We start from the raw sequence: 17,861 nt of genomic DNA on the forward strand, positions 1-17,861 counted from the left end.
GGCGCGCGAACCCCGGGTCCGCGCGCCGGCGCGTATCCGGGAAAACGGCAGCGAGGAGAGCCCCATGCGTGACTACCCCGAGGCGATCGCCGGGATCGGCCACGTCGAGCCCGTCCCGCGGCGGGTCCGCGCCGTGGCCGGTGAGGCGACGGTACTCGACACGACCCGCGCGAAGTACGTGTGGGAATGGTCATACTACCCGCAGTTCTACATCCCGGCCGAGGACGTGACGCCGGGCGTGCTCGTCGACGAGGACCACCCGGAGCGGCTCAAGCGCGGCACTGCGCGCCGCCAGTCCCTCAAGGCCGGGGACGAGGTGCGGCCCGCCGCCGCCCGGCTCTACGGCGAGGACGCCGTCGCGGGACTCGCCGGTCACGTCCGGTTCGAGTGGGACGCCCTCGACGCGTGGTTCGAGGAGGACGAGCGGATCTTCGTCCACCCGCGCAACCCGTACACGCGCGTCGACGCCCTGCGCTCGACCCGGCACGTGCGCGTCGCCCTCGAAGGCCACACGCTCGCCGAGTCGTCGTCGCCGGTGCTGCTGTTCGAAACCGGCCTGCCGACGCGCTACTACTTCAACCGCACCGACGTCGACTTCACGCGGCTGGTGCCCACGAGCACGGTCACCGCATGCCCGTACAAGGGCCGCACGAGCAGCTACTGGTCGGTGCGCGTGAACGACATCCTGCACCAGGACCTGGCCTGGACCTACGACTTCCCGACCGCGGCGCTCGACCCGATCAAGGGCCTGGTCTGCTTCTACAACGAGAAGGTCGACCTCTTCGTCGACGGCGCCGAGATCCCGCGGCCGGACACGCACTTCTCCTGACACGTCAGTCCACTTCGGACTGCAGCTGCGCCGCCGCCTGGCGCGTCGTCACGGCGGCTGGGACGTCTGGATCAGATCCGTGCTGGTCAGCGTGCGCTTACTCGCGCGCAAGCCGGGGATGTCCGGGATGATGGGCTCAGCGCCTGTGTCGATCAGAATTGTTTCGGCGGTGACCGTGAGACTGTCGCCGCCCGCTGTGACGCCGACGGTGTGCGGGTCGGTGAATTCCGGTTCCTGCGATTCAGCTCGCGGCATATCGCTCTCGTTCTCCGCGAGCGTTTCAACGTCGCTTCCGTACCCCTGGACGCGGAAGTTTCCGGCATGGCGAGTTCGCAGCGGAGTCCCCGCGTACGGGAGGGTGATGCGCCCGTTATGTGCCGCTTGAGGAACGTGTGATCTTCGCGTCGGGCGGGCGGAGCACTCCATTTCCATGCCTTGACCGCGATTTTCCAGGCCCGTACGTAACATCGTCGTCTTCTCCGGGTAGGCAGCGCTGATGAGCACCACGCCCATCGCCGACCTCGCGTTGGTGTCCGACCGCCATTCCGCGGGCCTGATCAGCCGGGACGGATCGGCCGAGTGGCTGTGCTTCCCCCGGTTCGACGGGCCGTCCGTCTTCGCCCGCCTGCTGGACGACGAGGCCGGGCACTGGGCGATCCGCCCGGCCGTCCCGTATGAGACGACGCGCCGCTACCTACCGCAGACGATGGTGCTGGAGACCACCTTCCGCACCGGGAGCGGCACGGTCGTCCTCACCGACGCCCTGCTCACCGGACCGGACGACGGCGGCCACCGGCTTGGCGTCGGTGTGCCGCACCTGCTCGCCCGACGGGTGTCCGGCCTCAGCGGCGAGGTGCCGATGGAGATCGAGTATCGGCCCCGGCCGGAGTACGGCCTGATCTACCCGATCCTGTCCGTCGTCGACGGCGGTGTGACCGCCCGCGGGGGCGCCGAGTGGCTTGTGCTGACCACGCCGGTCCCCCTCGGCATCGGTGACTGCAGCGGATACGGCGTGTTCACGGTGCGAGAGGGCGAGACACGGCACTTCGGTATGCACCGCTCGACGCTGCAGGAGACTCCCGCGCGAGTGTGGGACCAGGCGGAACTGGCGGCCCGGCTGGACGACACGATCGTCGCCTGGCAGTCGTGGTCCAGCCTCCACCAGGCCTACGACGGCCCATGGCGCGACCTGGTGCACCACAGCGGGCGGGTGCTGCAGGCGCTGTCCTTCCAGCCCAGCGGGGCGATCGTCGCGGCCGCCACGACATCGCTGCCCGAATGGGTCGGCGGCGAGCGCAACTGGGACTACCGGTACACGTGGGTTCGGGACGCGTCGCTGACCATGGGCGCCCTGTGGGTCGCGGCCTGCCCCGACGAGGCGAGCGACTTCTTCGCCTTCCTCACCACCGCCGCCCCGTCGCTGGGCAAGGACCGCGCGTTGCAGATCATGTTCGGCGTCGGCGGCGAGCACGACCTGAGCGAGCGCACCCTGCCGCACCTGCGCGGCTGGCGCGGCAGCCGACCGGTACGCGTCGGAAACGACGCGTGGAACCAGCGGCAGATCGACGTGTACGGTGAGCTGCTCGATGCGGCCGTGCGCCTCGAACACCAGATCGGCGACATCGACGACGACGTCCGGCGCTTCCTCCTCGTCTGCGCCGACACCGCGGCCGAGCGCTGGATGGAAAAGGACCAGGGCATCTGGGAGATACGCGGGGAGCCGCGGCACTTCCTGTACTCCAAGCTCATGTGCTGGGTGGCGCTGGACCGCGGCATCGCCCTCGCCGACCTCCTACGGGCGCAGGAGCGTGTCGAGTCCTGGCGGCGGACCCGCGCCGAGATCCGCGACACTCTGCTGCGCGAGGGCTGGAACGACCGAGTGGGGGCGTTCACGCAGGCCTTCGGCTCGAACGAGCTGGACGCCAGCGCCCTCATGGTGCCGATCGTCGGCTTCCTGCCCGCCGGCGACCCGCGGGTGCTTTCCACGATCGACGCGGTCGCGGACCGGCTCACCGACGATCAGGGCCTGGTCTACCGCTACCGCACCGCGGACGGCATGGACGGCATGGACGGCCTCGCCGGCGAGGAGGGCACCTTTCTGCTGTGCTCGTTCTGGCTGGCGCAGGCGCTCGCCATGTCCGGGCAGGTCGGCCGGGCCAGGCAGGCATTCGAGCGAGCCGCCGCGTACGCCAACGACGTGGGCCTGCTGTCGGAGGAGGTCGACCCCGGGAGCGGCGCGTTGCTCGGCAACTTCCCACAGGCGTTCAGCCACATCGGGCTCATCAACGCCGCCTGGGCCATCGATGAAGCCGAACGAACCGCACGGGCCGGCGGGGCGGGCGGCGCGGGCAGCGGGAACGGCAATGGCCGGATGGCGTGAGGTCACCGCCGAGTTCGCCGGCATGGCGCTCCTGCTCCTGCTCGTCGTCAGCGCGATCGTCGCAGGCTTCGCACCCGGCTCGCCGCTCGTCGACACGGTGCCGAACGAGGACCTGCGGCGGCTCCTGACGGGCGTCCTGACCGCCACCGCGGCGGCGGGGATCATCTACTCGCCGCTTGGCCGGATCAGCGGCGGCCACCTGAACCCCGCGGTCACGACCGCGTTCTGGGTGCTGGGCAAGATGACGTCCGGTTCGGCGCTGAAGTACTCCGCAGCGCAGGTGGCGGGCGCGATAACCGGCGCGCTGGCGGCGCTTCAGGTGTGGGACGGCGCGGCGGCCAGCGTGCGGGTCGGCGCGACTGTACCCAGGCTCGGCGGCGCGGCCACCGCGCTGGTCGCCGAGGCCGTGATGACGTTCCTGCTCCTCACGCTGATCCTCACCTTCGTCGACCGCCCGCGCCTGATGCCGTACACCGCGGCCGCCGCGTCATCGCTCGTGGCCGTACTGGTGTTCACCGAGGCACCGGTGTCCGGCACCAGCCTGAACCCCGCCCGCAGCATCGGCCCCGCGCTGGTCGGCGCCACCTGGACGGGACTGTGGGTATACCTCGTGGCACCGACACTCGGCGCGCTCACCGCGGCGCTGCTGCACCGGCGCCTGTGGGGGACCGTGGCCTGCGCGAAGCTCATGCACGACCAGGCCTACCCATGCCACTTCCTGAACTGCGCCTACACCTCACCCGACGACCGCATCCAGCGGCCCGTCCGCACCCGCTCCGCAGCTCCGTCGCCCATCCCCCGTGGCATCGGCCGGTGGCGACCGGGCGCCCGTCACCATCGCTCACGCAGGGAGCACCGAAGATGAAGGCGATCGCCGTATATCCCAGGAAGGCGGACAGCGCCCACATCACGGACGTACCCAAGCCGGCCGTGACCGACGCCCCGGACGGCCGCAGCGTGCGCTTACCGGAAGGCGCGTGGAGATCGACACGCATCGCCGGATCTCTGCCGGGCGGGGCTTGCTGCTCAACATGGCGATGGGACGGCAATGGGGAGTCAGTGCAATTGGGTTGTTCTGCCGTGCGGGCGCCGACCAGCGTCCGGTTCATGCGGCGTCTGCGGCCCGGGCCGAGCGGGTGGGGCTCAGCCTCCGGAACGCCTCGAAGTTGACCGGCGGAACCCGGATCCGCCGCTCCAGCACGGCGAAGAGCACCAGCAGCGCCACCGCGGTGCTCAGCAGGCCCACCGTCGGCATCCGGTGCGGCGTCGGCGGCGCGGGCGAAGGCTACGAGAATGGCCGGGCGGTACGGTGCCGTCAGCTCTCCCGAGCCGGTCGATGGCCCATGGTGGCCATGCAGGAGCTGGTGAGGATGAGGACGCATCCGGACAGTTGCAGCGGTGTCGGCCGCTCGCCCAGGACCAGGGCTCCGAGAGCGACCGCCCCGACCGGCGTGAACAGGAGCAGGATCGCTCCGACGTGGCTGGGCAGGCGGGGGCTGGACAGAGCGACGAGGAGCCAGCCGAGCACCTGCCCGAAGAGCGCCACCAACGCCAGCCACCCGATGGCGGCCCAGCCCGGCGCCAGTTCCACGCCCTGCCACCATGCCCCCACGACCAGCGAGCATGCCCCCGCCGATACCGTCACCAGCAGGTACGCCCGCAGCGTGCGCCCCTCTCCACTGTTACGCCGCAAGAGGAACAGATAGCCCGAGTAACACAACGCCGCCAAAACCGCATGAATGGTGCCCAGCACGGGGTCGCTTCCGCCGACGCCACTCTCCAGAACCGCACCCGCCAGCACCACACCGAGCAACAGCGGCGGCAGAGCCAGCAGGAACCGCCGGGTCACCGGCTCCCGGTCCACCGCCCAAGCCAGCAGCGGCACGATCACCACCTGAACGTTGACCAACACCGTGGACAACCCGGCGCCGACCTCCTCAATGGCCGCCGTCCACAGCAGCATGTCCCCCGCGAACAACAGCCCGGCCAGCACCGTCATCACCCGGCCACCGGCCGCGTGCCCCCGACCACCGCGTTCCCGCAGCGCCAGCGGCGCCAACACGGGCAGCGCCAGCAGGCAGCGGTAGAACGAGGCGGTGCCAGGAGAGACCCGCGCCAGGTCGATCAGCACGGCCGAGGCCGACACGAACAACGCACCGACAGCCATGGATAAGCCCGGAAGCCGCTGCATCCTGTCGATCGCCGCTGGACGGTACGCGCCCCACAAGCTGGCGCCAAGCAAGTCGTCGAGGAGGCGTTGTACACCTCCGGCATGGACTACACAGTGCTGCAGCCCGCGAGACTCATGCAGAACTGGTCCGATCCGTGGCGCGAGGTGGTCGAACACGATCGGCTGCCGATGCCCTACCCCGTGACCGCCAGGTTCTGCTGGGTCGACTACCGGGACGTGGCGGAGGTCGCGGCGCGGGCCATGACCGATGACGAGCTCGGCCATGGCACCTTCGAGCTCTGCGCCCCGGGCATGTGCGACGGTACGCAGCTGGCCGCCATGATCAGCGAGGAACTGGGGCGGCGAATCGAGGCGCAGGAGATTCCGCGGGAGCAGTTCGCATCGCAGTTGCCCGCTGGGCCGATGCGTGAGGGCCTCACGCGCATGCTGGCCCACTACGAACAGCATGGCCTGTCCGGTGGGAACCCGCTCGTGCTGCGTTCCATCCTGGGCCGCGAGCCGCGGTCGCTGAGACAGTACTTCCACGAACTCGCCACCCACCGGACCTGACCGGCGGTATCTGTCGCGGGTGATCGCGAGCACGGTCACGTGACCAGACGCAGCCGGAGCGCCGCGAGTGCGGCGTGACCGGCCGGTGTCCCGTTCGAAAATTGTGTTACGTGTCCTGAGCCGCTGTTGAGCGGTGTGGTCGTACTCGCTGATCATGCTGGCGACTACAGGTGTTCAGCCGATGGATCGCAGGTCATTGGGGTTGGTCACGTCGCGGGGTCCGCGGCATGGTGGTGACGACCCGCAGCCCTTCGGCCGTGAAGACCTCCCGGAAAGCGGAGTTTGCGGACATCCTCATAGGCCGCTGCTGCCTCCGCGACGGAAGATGAGATGCACGGTGTCGGTACCCGGAGTGGACGTGACTGGCGCCACGCGTCTGACGCCGACGCGGAGTTCCCTGAGCGTGGCTGGTGTTTCACGATGACGATCGATCCGGACGGACGCGCAAGGCAAGTTCTGATACGCCGTGCTGATCGCCTCGATGCGCTGGGAGGGGACGGACTGGGAGGGCGAAACCCCGGCCCGGCTGGGAGCTCGCGTTGCTGCCGGGACAGGACGTCCGGTTGCTCGGCGCCGGCGAGTTCTTCGGGTTCGGCGTGGATGCGGGGATGGGCTGTTTCCTCGACGCCTCGGGCCGCGACGAGTTCGAGAGGCTCATCGAGGAGTGGGAAGAGGAGTCCGACCAGGAGGTGGACCTCTTGTCCTCTGAGGTCCACACCCCGGAGGCCGGCACCAATCTGATCGCCTACCCGAGCGGTTTGGGCGACGGCAGCTACCCGGTGTGGATAGGCCGCGACGCCGACGGGGAAGTCACCGCGTTCGTGGCGGACATGCTCATCCTGCACGACGCCGACGCACTGCCGCCCACGGTGCCATCGACAGCCGTCTGCCTGCCGCTGTTCACCCCGGTGACCGACGACCGCCGCGAGGCGCCCTTCACCAGTCCCGGCGCCGCGGCCGAGTTCATGGCGGCCCAGATCAGCCACGTCGACGATGGCTGGGCCGAGCGCCGTCGCTCTTAGAAGCTTGGTGGTAGTTTGTGCCGCCTCCGCGTACATCGCGTGTCAGGCGGTGCTGACCTTCCCGCTCATAGCGGGGAGACCAAACCTCTCCCGCTATGAGGGGAAGGTCACGACAGCAACGCCCACCTGATCACGACGAACAGGTCGTTGTGCCGATGGAAGGTCGGATCAAGCGTCGAAGAGTGCTCGGCGGAGTGATCAACGAGTACTACAGAGCCGCCCAGCTGATCCAAAGAAACGCCAGCTCAGACCATGTGTATGGATTTTGAAGCGGTACAGGCTGTGCCGTACCAGCGTTATCGCCTGGTGCATTGATAGGCGATCCAGCGGCCGCCGCCCGCATTGGCTATAGCGTTCCTCTTCGCCCTGGCGGGTGTGCTCCCCCTGCCGCCCCAGTAGACGTTTTTCCTGGAATTGTAGGCGACAGCGCCACACCCGTTGACGAAGGTGACAAGGACTTTGCAGGTGGAGCGGCCGCATTCTTTCAGTGCCCGCCGTTTGGCGGAGGCCACTGTTCTGTAGTCCCAGGACCTGCCCGTACGACCGTTCTGCGCCACAGCGATGGCGCCGTAATAGTAACGCGCTTGACTTTCCCCCGCGGTAACCGATGTCGCCGCAGAAGCTGCTGCGGGTAACGCCGTAGCCAGCACCCCGCTCGCCATAAAGACGCAAGCGGCGATGGCAGTGAGCTTCTTGCCTAGCTGCATGATGTCTTCCCTTCGTGCCGTCCAAGCGGACGGCAGCGTGGTTGGTGAGGGGAGTCTGCAATGTACCGCTTGCAAACCACTGAAACCGATAGAGGCTTAAGTGGGCGATGTGAAGGCCGTCAGTGGAACGGGTAGGAGTTGAGCCGCTTGCGCGCCTCGTAGTGCCAATCGCGGCGGCGCGCGGACTTCCTGCACCGCCTGCCCCGCTCGCACCGCCACTCCGTCGAGGTCCGCCACCGCGCCCCTCTTCGAGGACGACCGCGCCGCCGCCCACCTGGAGCAGGTCCTGGCCGCCGGCGATGCCCGGCCGGAGATCCGGCCGGGCATCGCGTCAGCCGGTGTAGTCGTCGAAGATGACCGAGATCCGGTGCCCGCTCGACGGCAGGGCCGGCACCGCCAGCACGTCGCGCTCGCCGTTCCCGCCGCGCGGCGTGGACACCACGGTCAGCGGCCGCCGCTTCGCGGGCAAGAAGGCGTCCATCGCGGTCAGGAACGGCTGGGCGAAGAACTGCGGGATCGGCGCGGTGAGGTCGGTGACGCCGTCCACGCCGGCGTCGTAGACGAAGATCCCGATCGCCCGCTTGGTGCGTGGCGCGTTCGCCGGATTCAGCAGTTCGAGCCCGTTGACGCGCAGCGAGTCGCCTGCCGCGCCCTGGTCACCCCACCACTCCTTCTGCCGGTTGATGACCAGGTTGGTGTGGCGCTCGCTGGCCTCCATCAGGCCCGACACGCCCTCCCCCGGCCGGCTCGTCAGCAGCCGCACCAGCGCGTCCGAGCGCCGGAAGGGCTGGAAGTACAGGTGGTGCACGGACGCGGGCCACACCACGGCGAACTCGTAGTGCTCGTCACCGCGGGCCCTGAACGGTCCCCACGCCCCGTCCTGGCCGATCCGGAAGGCCGCCGCGGGCTTCCTCGATCTGCGCTCCCCTGTGCGCGGATCCACTCGGTAGACCTCGACCCGGGTCCCGTCCGCCCCCACGTTGCTCGGGAACAGCACCGTACGCCCCGACAGCCACACGGATCCCCGCTCCTCCACGACGTCCGCGGTACGCGGGCGAAGCCCGGTGAAGAACTGGTAGAACTTCGCGAAGGTCTCGGGCGACGAGACGACCTGCGTGTGGGACATCTCCGGGAACCGTACGTTCTCGGCCCCGCCCACCTGCCGTTCGGCCGAGCCCTCGCCCCAAACCGCGAGCGTGGGCACGCCGCCAGGCTGGTCCGCCGAGCTGGCCCCGTCCAGGTTGACGTAGTGCGCGACCTTGGCCGCCCGCTCCGGCGAGCTGCGCAGGTACTCCTGCATCAGGGTGGTCCCCAGCGAGTGGGCCAGCAGATCGACCTTGTCCGCCCGCGACTTCGCCAGCAGCCGGTCGATCCGCGCGTCCAGCCCCGCGTAGACCTGCGCGCGGGTGTTCACCTGGAACAGTGAGTCGTACTCGTGGGCCTCGATCAGCCCAATCCGGTAACCGTTGCCCGTCAGCCGCCGCGCCTGCGTGTCGAACTGGGCGGCCGACCCGCTGAACCCATGCACGAAGACGACCGGCCGATGGCCACCCCTTCGTGTCTGCTCGTGGGTCTGCTCATGGGTGGCCTGTTCCTGGGCCTGTGCGGCGGGCGTCGGCAGCGCGCCCGCCAGCAGGACCGCTGATGACACCGCTAACGAGGCGACCAGCCTTCGCAGCTTCACACCCGGCTCCTTCCGAGGAGGGAACATGAGGAGAACATTGCTCTGGTACGCCGCCAGCGTCGATCATCAGGGTCCCCGCGTCAACCACGCCGGACACGGGTGTCGGGGAACAGCCGAGCAGCTCCCGCATCTGGACGAGCGGCAACGCCGCTTCTATCTGGCCTCGGAGGCCGAGGCACTGGGGCACGGAGGAATCGCGGCCGATCCTGGACCTGTTCAGATCTTGATCTACTCCGGCCTGGAAATAATCCACCCTCACCTCACCATCAATCAGCAGACGCGGCGCGTCCGTGCAAAGAAGGCGTTGGCGTCATCGATCGGGTATTGAGCAGCCGCATAACAGGCGCGGTGGCCGCGGTGGTGATCAGCGCCACCAGCGTGAGCACGGTCAGGCCCAACTCGTTGATCAGGTGGTACTGGTAGCCGATCGTGGCGACGACCAACTCGGTGACACCACGGCAGTTCAGCAGCACACCCAACCGCAGCGCGTCCTGGCGGGGCAGGCCGCCGAGGCGGGCACCGCCGTACCCGCCGAGCACCTTGGTGGCGACGGCGATCGCCAGGACCGCGCCGAACAGCAGCCAGTGCGCGGCCGACCCGCTGATCAACCCGACGGACGTCCGCAGCCCCACGCCTGCGAAGAACAGCGGGAGCAGCACCATCAGCGTGAAACCCTGCAACTGGTGCCCGATCCGCTCGACCACCGCCGATTCCCTGGGCACGATGGTGCCGAACAGGAACGCGCCGATCAGCGGATGCAGCCCCACCAGCTGGCTGGCGGCGGCGAAGATGAGCGCCCCGGTGACCAGCACCGGGAGCACGAACCTGTTCTCAGCTCCCGCGCGGCGCACGAGCGCGGCGAGGGCCGGGCGCACGGCGAGCATGGTCACGGCCAGCAGTAGCGCGCCCAGGCCGAGCGTGAGCAGCGCGTGCCCGGCACCGGTGACGGCAAGCACCGCGAGCAGCACCGTGAGCGCCCCCCACATGACCACGTCGCCCACGGCCGCGCAGGCCAGCGCGAGCACGCCGACGCCCTCGCGCATGCCGAGGTCCAGCAGGATGCGGGCGAGCACCGGCAACGCGGTGATCGACAGAGCCAGCCCGAAGAACAGCGGTGCGGCGATCCCGTCCCCGGCCGGGCCACGCATCATGTCGCCGCTCAGCAGGGCGATGCCAGTACCGGCCACGAACGGCAGCCCCATGCCCAGCGTCACCACAGAGGCGATCAAACCCTGCCTCGCCCGTACCGTGCTCAGCCTCAGCTCGCAGCCCAGCAGGAACATGAACGTCACCAGCCCAAGCTGGGCCGCCAGGTCCAGCGTCGCCAGCACTTGCTCGGGCAGTATCCACTCCCGTCCCGCAGGCCAGACGGCGCCGAGCACCGACGGGCCCAGCAGCAGCCCGCCGAGGATCTCCCCGATGATGGGCGGCTGACGCAACCGGCTCAGCAGCGCGCCCGCCAGGTTGCTGAGCAGCACGATGACGGCCACGGCCAGCAGGAAGCGGGCGATCGGGTCGGGCGCGAAGGTCATCACGCCCGGCCTTTCCGACGACGCGTCACAGAGCCATCTCCCCCGGCCAGGGTGCGAACCCGCTCAGCCCGTACAGCAGCGGCACGTCCCGCTCCTGGTCGATGCTCACGACGCCGCCGATCACGATCACGTGATCGCCCACGTCGACCGTCTTCTTCACGGCGCACTCGGCCCTGGCGAACGAGTCGGCGTGCAGCCACGGCACGCCGAGCAGCCGCGACGGCCGCCACGCCGCCCGGTCGAACCGGTCGGGCGCGGCCGAGGCGAACAGCTCGGCGGTGCGCCGGCTGTCGGCGCGCAGCAGGTTGACGGCGAACGCACCGCTGTCGAGCACGGCGCCCAGCGTGCCGCTGCGCACGTCCAGGCAGGTCAGCAGGATGGGCGGGGAAACGGTCACGCTGGTCAGCGAGGTACAGGTCATGCCGTGCGGCCGGTCGGCCGCGTCCACTGCGGTGATCACCGCCACTCCGGTCGGGAACGCGCTCATCAGCGCGCGGTACTCCGCCCCGGTCACCGGACGGGTGCCGGCGATCCCCACGTCACCGGTCCTTCTCGTTGAGGGACACGAGGTACTCCCTGGCCGTGGGCAGCCCGTCGACGAGCCGCCGGGCGTCGCGCCGCACCGCCGCCAGCTCGGCGCGGGCCTTGGCCGGGTCCAGGCGCCCCAGCGCCGGTCTGGGCCGCTCAGGCTGCCAGCCGAGCCCAAGCAGCATCGTGATCCACGAGTACGTCTCGAACCCGTGGTAATGCGGGTAGATGTCATGGTCATCGAGCAGCACCGAGGAGGCCAGCCGCAGCCGCTCGGCCAGCCCCTCGGGCAGCTCGCGGGTCTTGGTCTCCTTCCAGTACGGCGTGTCGTTCCGCGCCGCCGCCCGGTAGTGCAGGACCAGGAACTCCTTGACCCCGTCCACGACGTGCGCGACGCGGCGGTTGTAGTTGTCGACGAGCACCGGGTCCCATCTGTCGTCAGGGAAGTGCTTGACGAGTTGCTCAACCGCATGCTGGATGAAGAAGATCCCGGTGGACTCCAGTGGCTCAACGAAGGCGCTGGACAGGCCGATGGCCACGCAGTTCTTTACCCAGGAGCGGTGGTTGCGGCCGATCCGCATCCGGATGTGGTTGGCCTCCAGGTCGTCCTTGCCGGGCGCCACGTGCTGCCTCAGCGTGTGCTCAGCCTGCTCTGGTGTGCAGTACGCGTCAGAGTAGACGTAGCCGTTGCCGTTGCGGCCGTACAGGGGGATGGTCCAGATCCAGCCCGCGTCCATCGCGTGCGCGGTCGTGTACGGGTCGATCTCCTCCCGCCCCGGATCGCGTGCCACGCGCAGCGCGACGGCCCGGTTGTTGGGCAGCATGTCCTCGAAGGAGTCGAACCGTTCCCCCAGCGTCTTGTTGATCAGTAGCCCGCGGAACCCGGTGCAGTCCACGAACAGGTCGCCGGGCACCCTTCCCTGCCCCTGCGTGGTGACGTGGCTGATCCAGCCGCGCTCGTCCTGGCCGACGTCGACCACGTCGTCCACGACGTGCTTGACGCCGCGGGCCACGCCGTAGTCGGTCAGGAAGGAGGCCAGCAGGGCGGCATCGAAATGATAGGCGTACGGGAACTGCGCCCGCTGCTCATCCAGGGTGGAGGGGCGGAGCGAGCCGTTGGGGGAGGCCGCGAACAGCGACCCGTCCATGGTCCTGGGCGAACGGCGCGCCTCGCACAGGTATGGGGTGACGAAGCAGTCGAGGTCGAACGTCAGGCTGTGGTCGCCTTCCTTGAGCCACCACTCGGCCAGGTTGAATCCGTCGGCGACCCGCATGTGCTCGAACGGGTGGTAGAAGTGGTGGCCGGGCGCCCGCCAATCCTGGAACCTGATGCCCAGCTTGTACGAGCCCGAGCACGCCGGCATCCAGTCCCGCTCGTCGAGCCCGAGATAGTCAAAGAAGTGGCGTATGGTGCTGAAGGTAGCCTCGCCGACGCCGATCGTGGCCACGCGCGCCGATTCCACGAGCGTCACGTCCACACGATCGCCGAAGGCGGTCTTGAGATAGGTGGCGGTCATCCACCCGGCGGTCCCGCCGCCGACGATCACCACTGACTTGATCATTTGGTGCTCCCTGCCTGGTCGTTTCACGGGATGAGGTGGGGACGGCGCGGAGTCAGCCCTGCGCGGGGCGAAGAGCGCGTATATGGAGGCGGCCACGGCGATCGAGAGCGCCAGGTCCCGCAATCACTCAGAGCCGCACCTACGGCGGGCTCCCATCCGAGATGCCATCACGCATCACCCGCCGACGGCTGACCGCATCACCGATCACCACCGTCGTGAGGCGCCGGAGGCGACGGCCAGGCCGCCTGACGAGCTGCCGATCAGGCGGGCGACGTTGGCGCTGGGTACGTCAGCATGTAGACGTAAACCGGCAGCCCGATCAGCAGCAGCCAGTCGCCTACCTCCGAGATGAGTCCGCCCAGCCAGATGAGGGTGGCGAAGCACGGCTAACACAGGTCACACTCCTCAGCGGGGCCGGGCGGCTGGCCATCAGCCTGCTGAGCTTCACAGGACCTGGGCAAGGCAGGCCACCGATACTGCCACCGGAACTGCCGTCGGCAGATGCACGCGGCAGCTCGGGTGCGGGTTGCCCACCCCTCATTGATCGCCCTCACCGCGCTCCAACACTGAGCCCTGTGCCACATCGATCGGGAAGACCGCGCCCCTATCGAAGAGGCCAGGGCCGTCAAGGCGGTGGCCGCCCGAGGGCAAGACCTGCCCGTCCGGATAGCTGGGTCGTGGACGTGGTCGATCCGCGAGGGCATTCGGCCCTTTGGGTTTCGATGATGAGTACCCGCTGGGCGAGCGGGTCGGGCGCGAACTATGACCACCGACCGTCAGATGGCGGTCGTCCACGGCGACGTGTCGCCGAAGAGCCTGGCCGCCCTTAACGCGCGAGCCGGGCGTCCAGCGTTCTCACGCCATTCTCGTGCGAGATCGAGCGGAACAGTTCGCGGGCCTCTTCCCAGACGGCCCTGGCCGTGCGGTGGTCGCCGGCGGCGTCGTGGGCGTCGCCGAGGGCGCGGAGCGTCCGCGCCAGGTAGGGGATCGAGCCGCGGGTTCGCCACTCCCGGACCGAGCGTTCGAGGGTGGTGATGGCGGTGGGCAGGTCTCCTTCGGCCAGGTCCAACTCCCCGAGAACGCTGAGCGCGTCGGCGAGATAATGGCCGAAGTTGCCGTCCTCGCTGTGGGCCAGCGTCAGTTCGGCGGTCGCCCTGGCCCGCTCGTCCCCGGCCGCGACGAACAGCTTCGAGAGGTAGAGCAGCGAGAACGTCTCCAAATAGCGGTAGTTCAACCGCCGCGCCATTCCCAGGGACCTCTCCAGCAGTTCCTGACCGCCCGCGATGTCACCGCAGAACAACTTCGCCGCGCCGAGGAACTGGGTGATCGTCGTGGTGTAGTGAACGTTGCCGAGTGCCTCGGCGATCTTCGTCGCCTGCTCCAGGACCGTGTGCGCCGCTTGAGGGTCGTCCTCGCCGTGGATGATCGCCATCACGTGATAGGCCCGCGCCTGGCCGCCGAGGTAGTCCGCGTCGGCGGCCGTCCGCAGAGCGCGCTCCGCCAGGGCGAGCGCTTGCGCGCCACCGTTCCCGTCTGCCGTCATGCTCCAGGCCAGAGTGGCCAAGGCGTCGGCCATTCCGACCGGATCGTTCAGCATGGTGAACAGGTCGAGGAGCTGCGAAGCGCCGGCCCGCATCCGTATCATCGCCGGTCCGGAGCCCGCCGGTGAGCTCCAGGTGGTGACCTCCAGGAGGCCGCGCATCAGCACGGCCTCGCCGCGCTTGTCGCCGGTCTCACGGCAGAGCGCGAGCGCCTGCTCGTGCATGCGCAGCCAGCCGTCATACACGCCGCGCACGTTGAGGTAGGTCTCGGTGGACCCCGCGAGGTCCCACGCGAACTCGGTCAGGCGCGCCTCGCACGCTTGGGCGACCCCCGCCATCAGCGCGGCGTGCTCCGCGCCGAACCAGGCCATCGGGTCGGCCAGCAGCGGGCCGGAAACCGCCGCGGGCAGCCGCCAGCGCGGCGCGGAGCCGTGCATGAGTGCTAAGCAGGGGCCCGGGACGTGCTCCGCCGCGACCTCCGCCAGCGCCAGCCACGCGCCCAGTGCCCGCTGGAGCGCGGCCTGGCGCTCGGGTTCGGCATCCTCACGCTGCGCCCGCTCACGCGCGTACAACCGGATCAGGTCGTGGAACCGATACCTCAGCCTGCCCGTCTCGTCCGTCCCGGCGAGGTTCAGCAGATGAGCGTCGACCAGGGTTTCGATCTCGCGTTCCGCCTGCCGTACCGAAACGTCCAGGAGGGCCGCCACCGCCCAGGAGGCGAAATCGGGCGCGTCGAGCAGTCCGGCCAGCCGGAAGGCCCGCTGCGCGTCCGCGGGAAGCGTTCGGTAGCTCATCTCGAAACCCGCGCGGATGTCGAGATCGCCCGCCACAAGTTCGTCCAGCCGGTGCCGTTCCTCCCCGAGGACGCCGGCGAGGTGGGCCAGACTCCACTGCCTTCTGCCGAGGAGCCTGGCCGCCGAGATGCGGACCGCCAGCGGGACCCGGCCGCACAGCCGGGTGATCTCCAGAGCCGCGTCCGGGTCGTCCTGGACGCGTTCGCCGCCGACGATCCTTCTCAGCAGGTCCATGGCCTGGCCCGACGGCAGGACGTCGAGTTCCAGCAGACTCGCGCCCTCGAGACCGACCAGCCGGACACGTCCGGTGAGGAGCACGGCCGTGCCGGGGGCCCCGGGAAGGAGCGGCCGCACCTGCTCCTCCCCTGCGACATTGTCGAGCAGGATGAGAACTCTGCGTCCGGCCAGGCAGCTCCGGTAGAACGCCACGCGTTCTTCCAGGGATTCGGGTATGCCGCTGGCGCTGATGCCCAGTGCGAACAGGAACCGGCTGAGCACGTCCTCCGGGCGGGCAGGCTCCGCGGAGGCGCCGCGCAGGTCCGCATAGAGCTGGCCGTCGGGAAAGCGACTCGCGATCCGGTGCGCGACGTGCACGGCGAGCGTGGTCTTACCCAGGCCCCCCAGACCCGCGATGCTGGCCATGGCGACGGTGCCCGACCGCGGCTTGATAAGGACCTCGATGAGGTCTGCCACCTCGCCGTCCCTGCCCGTGAAATCCGCGATGTCCGGCGGCAACTCGGCGGGGGTGGGGGCCGCTTGAGGTTCAGGCATCCGGGCCGTGGCATGGACGGGACGGCCGGCGGACAGGGCAGGCATGTGCTCGCTCGGCTCGATGCCCAGTTCATCCGGCAGGCGCGCAGCAGTGTCACTGTAGGCCTGCCTGTACGGGCCCGGCCCCACAGGAGAGCTCGTGATCGTCGCCATGACGCGAGGAACGAGGTCGAGTGAGGGGTCCTGAGTGAGGATTCTCTGATGCATGTCGTGCAGCTCTTCAGCCGGGTCCAGACCGGTCTCCTCGATCAGGGTCTTGCGGGCACGCGTGTATTCGGCGAGCGCGTCCGCCCGCCGGCCACAGCGGTACAGCGCCAGCATCAGCTGCGCGCGCAGCCGCTCCCGCAGCGGGTACTCGCTGGTGAGCGCGGTCAGCTCGCCCAACAGCCCGGCGTGGCGCCCCAGCCTCAGGTCCACGGCGATCCGCGACTGCAGGACCGACAGGCGGACCTCGTCCAGCCGCGCGGCCTCCGCGGTCAGCATCGGGACATCGGTCATGCCGACGAACGCGGGCCCGCGCCAGAGACTCAGCGCCCCGTGCAGGCGCTGGGTCGCCTCCTCCAGCTCACCGGCAGCCTCCACCGCCTGCCCTGAGCCGGCCAGCTTCTCGAACCTCGCCGCATCCAGCTCCTCCCGGACCACCGACACCAGATAACCGGAGCCCTGCCGCACGACCCGAGCCGGGTCACCCAGGTGCCGCCGGAGCCGGTAGACGTAGGTCTGCACATTCTTGGTGGCGCTCTTCGGAGGGGTGTTCCCCCACAGTGCCACGGTCAGTTGATCTTCCGAAACAGGGTTACCCGCTTGGCACAGCAGAACCGCTAACAGCACCCGCGCCTTGGGCGTGCCGAGATCGAGCTCCTCACCTTCTCGCCACACCGTCAGCGGACCTAGTATCCCGAACTTCATCGTGCCCCCTTGGCTGGACGCACTGTAAACCTGGACGGCCTGTTTCAGTGGGCCGCTGGGTGACGAAACGATTGCGAACTCTTCTCACCCGGCCCTCGATCCCCGACGGCATCGGTGTCGAACGCGCCTGGCCTGAGACAACCGCGAGCGGTTATCGCGTCGATCGGTCAGGCGGGGGCGCTGAGCCTTGTTCATCGGGACGGCGACGGCCCCCTCGGCGCAGTGAGGCTCATCGGCTCGTGGCGTGTTCGCCCTCGAAGATCGATCGATCGGCCGGCGCGGCGGCATGACAGCCGGAGGCACTTTCCAGGTGAACGAGCGTAGCGGGTCCCGTCGGCGTGTGCGGGTGGAGGGCGGTGGCCGTGGGGAGGTCTCGCAGGCCGGGGTCCGACCTGGACGTCCCAGAGGGCACGGTCCGCGGCCGGCTGCGCCGGGCGCGGCGTCTCAAAGCGCGCCCTGCAGGATTCGAACCTGCGACCGTCGGATTAGAAGCAAGATCTTTAAGTGCCGCGCAGTGCCGTTGCGTGATGGTTCGTGCCACCTCAGGGAGTTTTGCGTGTCAGGCGGTGCCGGGTCCTGACGGCGTGTGACGGGGCGTACGAGCACGCACCGAGCACGGCTGACACCCTCATTTGATCATTGCGGGTGGCGCCACACAATGGACCCTGCCCCCATAGCACGCCAGCACAACGTGTAGATGACCGTCGCCGTGCTCGGCACGTGCTCCAACCCCGAACGCTCCAGCAGATGCCCCCGCAAGCAGGTGATCCTCCGACATACCTGACGGAGGCCCGGGTTCATCACTCACCGGTTCGCGCTGCACGGTCGCGCCATCGGTTCCGTACGGTTCACCGGCAGATGC

At 69.2% G+C, this 17,861-nt stretch carries 13 protein-coding genes and 1 pseudogene; 5 read left to right on the forward strand and 9 right to left on the reverse strand.

Translation table 11 applies throughout. The annotated features are described in order from the left end of the window. Positions 1 to 64: 64 nt before the first annotated feature. Positions 65 to 829, forward strand: a complete 765-nt coding sequence (locus ITP53_RS24685; protein WP_195897819.1) for a DUF427 domain-containing protein — start codon at positions 65 to 67, stop codon at positions 827 to 829. Between the two features lie 48 nt (positions 830 to 877). Here the strand turns inward: ITP53_RS24685 and ITP53_RS24690 are convergent, their stop codons facing one another. Beyond that, positions 878 to 1,342: a hypothetical protein gene (locus tag ITP53_RS24690; RefSeq protein WP_195897820.1), complete on the reverse strand. Its 465-nt coding sequence runs from the start codon at positions 1,340 to 1,342 to the stop codon at positions 878 to 880. On the opposite strand from ITP53_RS24690, the gene ITP53_RS24695 reads away from it, so the two are divergent. Both ITP53_RS24695 and ITP53_RS24700 read left to right on the forward strand, forming a co-directional pair. Next, complete coding sequence (locus ITP53_RS24695) at positions 1,326 to 3,209, forward strand: glycoside hydrolase family 15 protein (protein WP_195897821.1); 1,884 nt, start codon at positions 1,326 to 1,328, stop codon at positions 3,207 to 3,209. The genes ITP53_RS24690 and ITP53_RS24695 overlap by 17 nt on opposite strands. Continuing rightward, positions 3,193 to 4,074, forward strand: a complete 882-nt coding sequence (locus tag ITP53_RS24700; protein ID WP_195897822.1) for an MIP/aquaporin family protein — start codon at positions 3,193 to 3,195, stop codon at positions 4,072 to 4,074. The genes ITP53_RS24695 and ITP53_RS24700 overlap by 17 nt, the downstream gene beginning before the upstream one ends. 240 nt (positions 4,075 to 4,314) lie before the next feature. On the opposite strand, the gene ITP53_RS24705 is transcribed toward ITP53_RS24700, so the two are convergent. After that, positions 4,315 to 4,464, reverse strand: coding sequence for a hypothetical protein (locus ITP53_RS24705; RefSeq protein ID WP_195897823.1), 150 nt, complete (start codon positions 4,462 to 4,464; stop codon positions 4,315 to 4,317). A gap of 60 nt (positions 4,465 to 4,524) precedes the next feature. Beyond that, positions 4,525 to 5,376 carry a DMT family transporter gene (locus tag ITP53_RS24710; protein ID WP_207756384.1) on the reverse strand — a complete coding sequence of 284 codons (852 nt, stop codon included), beginning with the start codon at positions 5,374 to 5,376 and terminating at the stop codon, positions 4,525 to 4,527. A gap of 18 nt (positions 5,377 to 5,394) precedes the next feature. Here ITP53_RS24710 and ITP53_RS24715 point away from each other — a divergent pair, with 18 nt between their 5' ends. Together ITP53_RS24715 and ITP53_RS24720 are read left to right on the forward strand one after the other, a co-directional pair. Continuing rightward, the gene (locus ITP53_RS24715; protein WP_456238103.1) at positions 5,395 to 5,949 is read left to right on the forward strand and encodes an NmrA family NAD(P)-binding protein; all 555 of its coding nucleotides are present in this window, start codon (positions 5,395 to 5,397) and stop codon (positions 5,947 to 5,949) included. A gap of 533 nt (positions 5,950 to 6,482) precedes the next feature. Further along, a pseudogene (locus ITP53_RS24720) lies at positions 6,483 to 6,971 on the forward strand (DUF4241 domain-containing protein); the annotation flags it as partial. Between the two features lie 296 nt (positions 6,972 to 7,267). Here ITP53_RS24720 and ITP53_RS61230 read toward each other — a convergent pair. From ITP53_RS61230 to ITP53_RS24750, 6 genes are all read right to left on the reverse strand, one after another. Beyond that, positions 7,268 to 7,678 (reverse strand): DUF4189 domain-containing protein, encoded by a 411-nt coding sequence (locus ITP53_RS61230; RefSeq protein WP_195897827.1) that lies wholly within the window; start codon positions 7,676 to 7,678, stop codon positions 7,268 to 7,270. A 331-nt stretch (positions 7,679 to 8,009) separates the two neighbouring features. Next, entirely contained in the window at positions 8,010 to 9,362 is a 1,353-nt protein-coding gene (locus ITP53_RS24730) for a lipase/acyltransferase domain-containing protein (protein ID WP_195897828.1), read from the reverse strand. 266 nt (positions 9,363 to 9,628) lie between these two features. After that, complete coding sequence (locus ITP53_RS24735) at positions 9,629 to 10,894, reverse strand: cation:proton antiporter domain-containing protein (RefSeq protein WP_195897829.1); 1,266 nt, start codon at positions 10,892 to 10,894, stop codon at positions 9,629 to 9,631. A 25-nt stretch (positions 10,895 to 10,919) separates the two neighbouring features. Continuing rightward, positions 10,920 to 11,432 carry a flavin reductase family protein gene (locus ITP53_RS24740; RefSeq protein WP_207756386.1) on the reverse strand — a complete coding sequence of 171 codons (513 nt, stop codon included), beginning with the start codon at positions 11,430 to 11,432 and terminating at the stop codon, positions 10,920 to 10,922. Between the two features lies 1 nt (position 11,433). Further along, positions 11,434 to 12,984, reverse strand: coding sequence for a tryptophan halogenase family protein (locus ITP53_RS24745; protein WP_195897830.1), 1,551 nt, complete (start codon positions 12,982 to 12,984; stop codon positions 11,434 to 11,436). 826 nt (positions 12,985 to 13,810) lie between these two features. Further along, complete coding sequence (locus tag ITP53_RS24750) at positions 13,811 to 16,999, reverse strand: AfsR/SARP family transcriptional regulator (protein ID WP_195897831.1); 3,189 nt, start codon at positions 16,997 to 16,999, stop codon at positions 13,811 to 13,813. Between the last annotated feature and the right edge of the window lie 862 nt (positions 17,000 to 17,861).

This window comes from Nonomuraea cypriaca (assembly GCF_015645445.1).
Taxonomy (GTDB): Bacteria; Actinomycetota; Actinomycetes; order Streptosporangiales; family Streptosporangiaceae; genus Nonomuraea; species Nonomuraea cypriaca.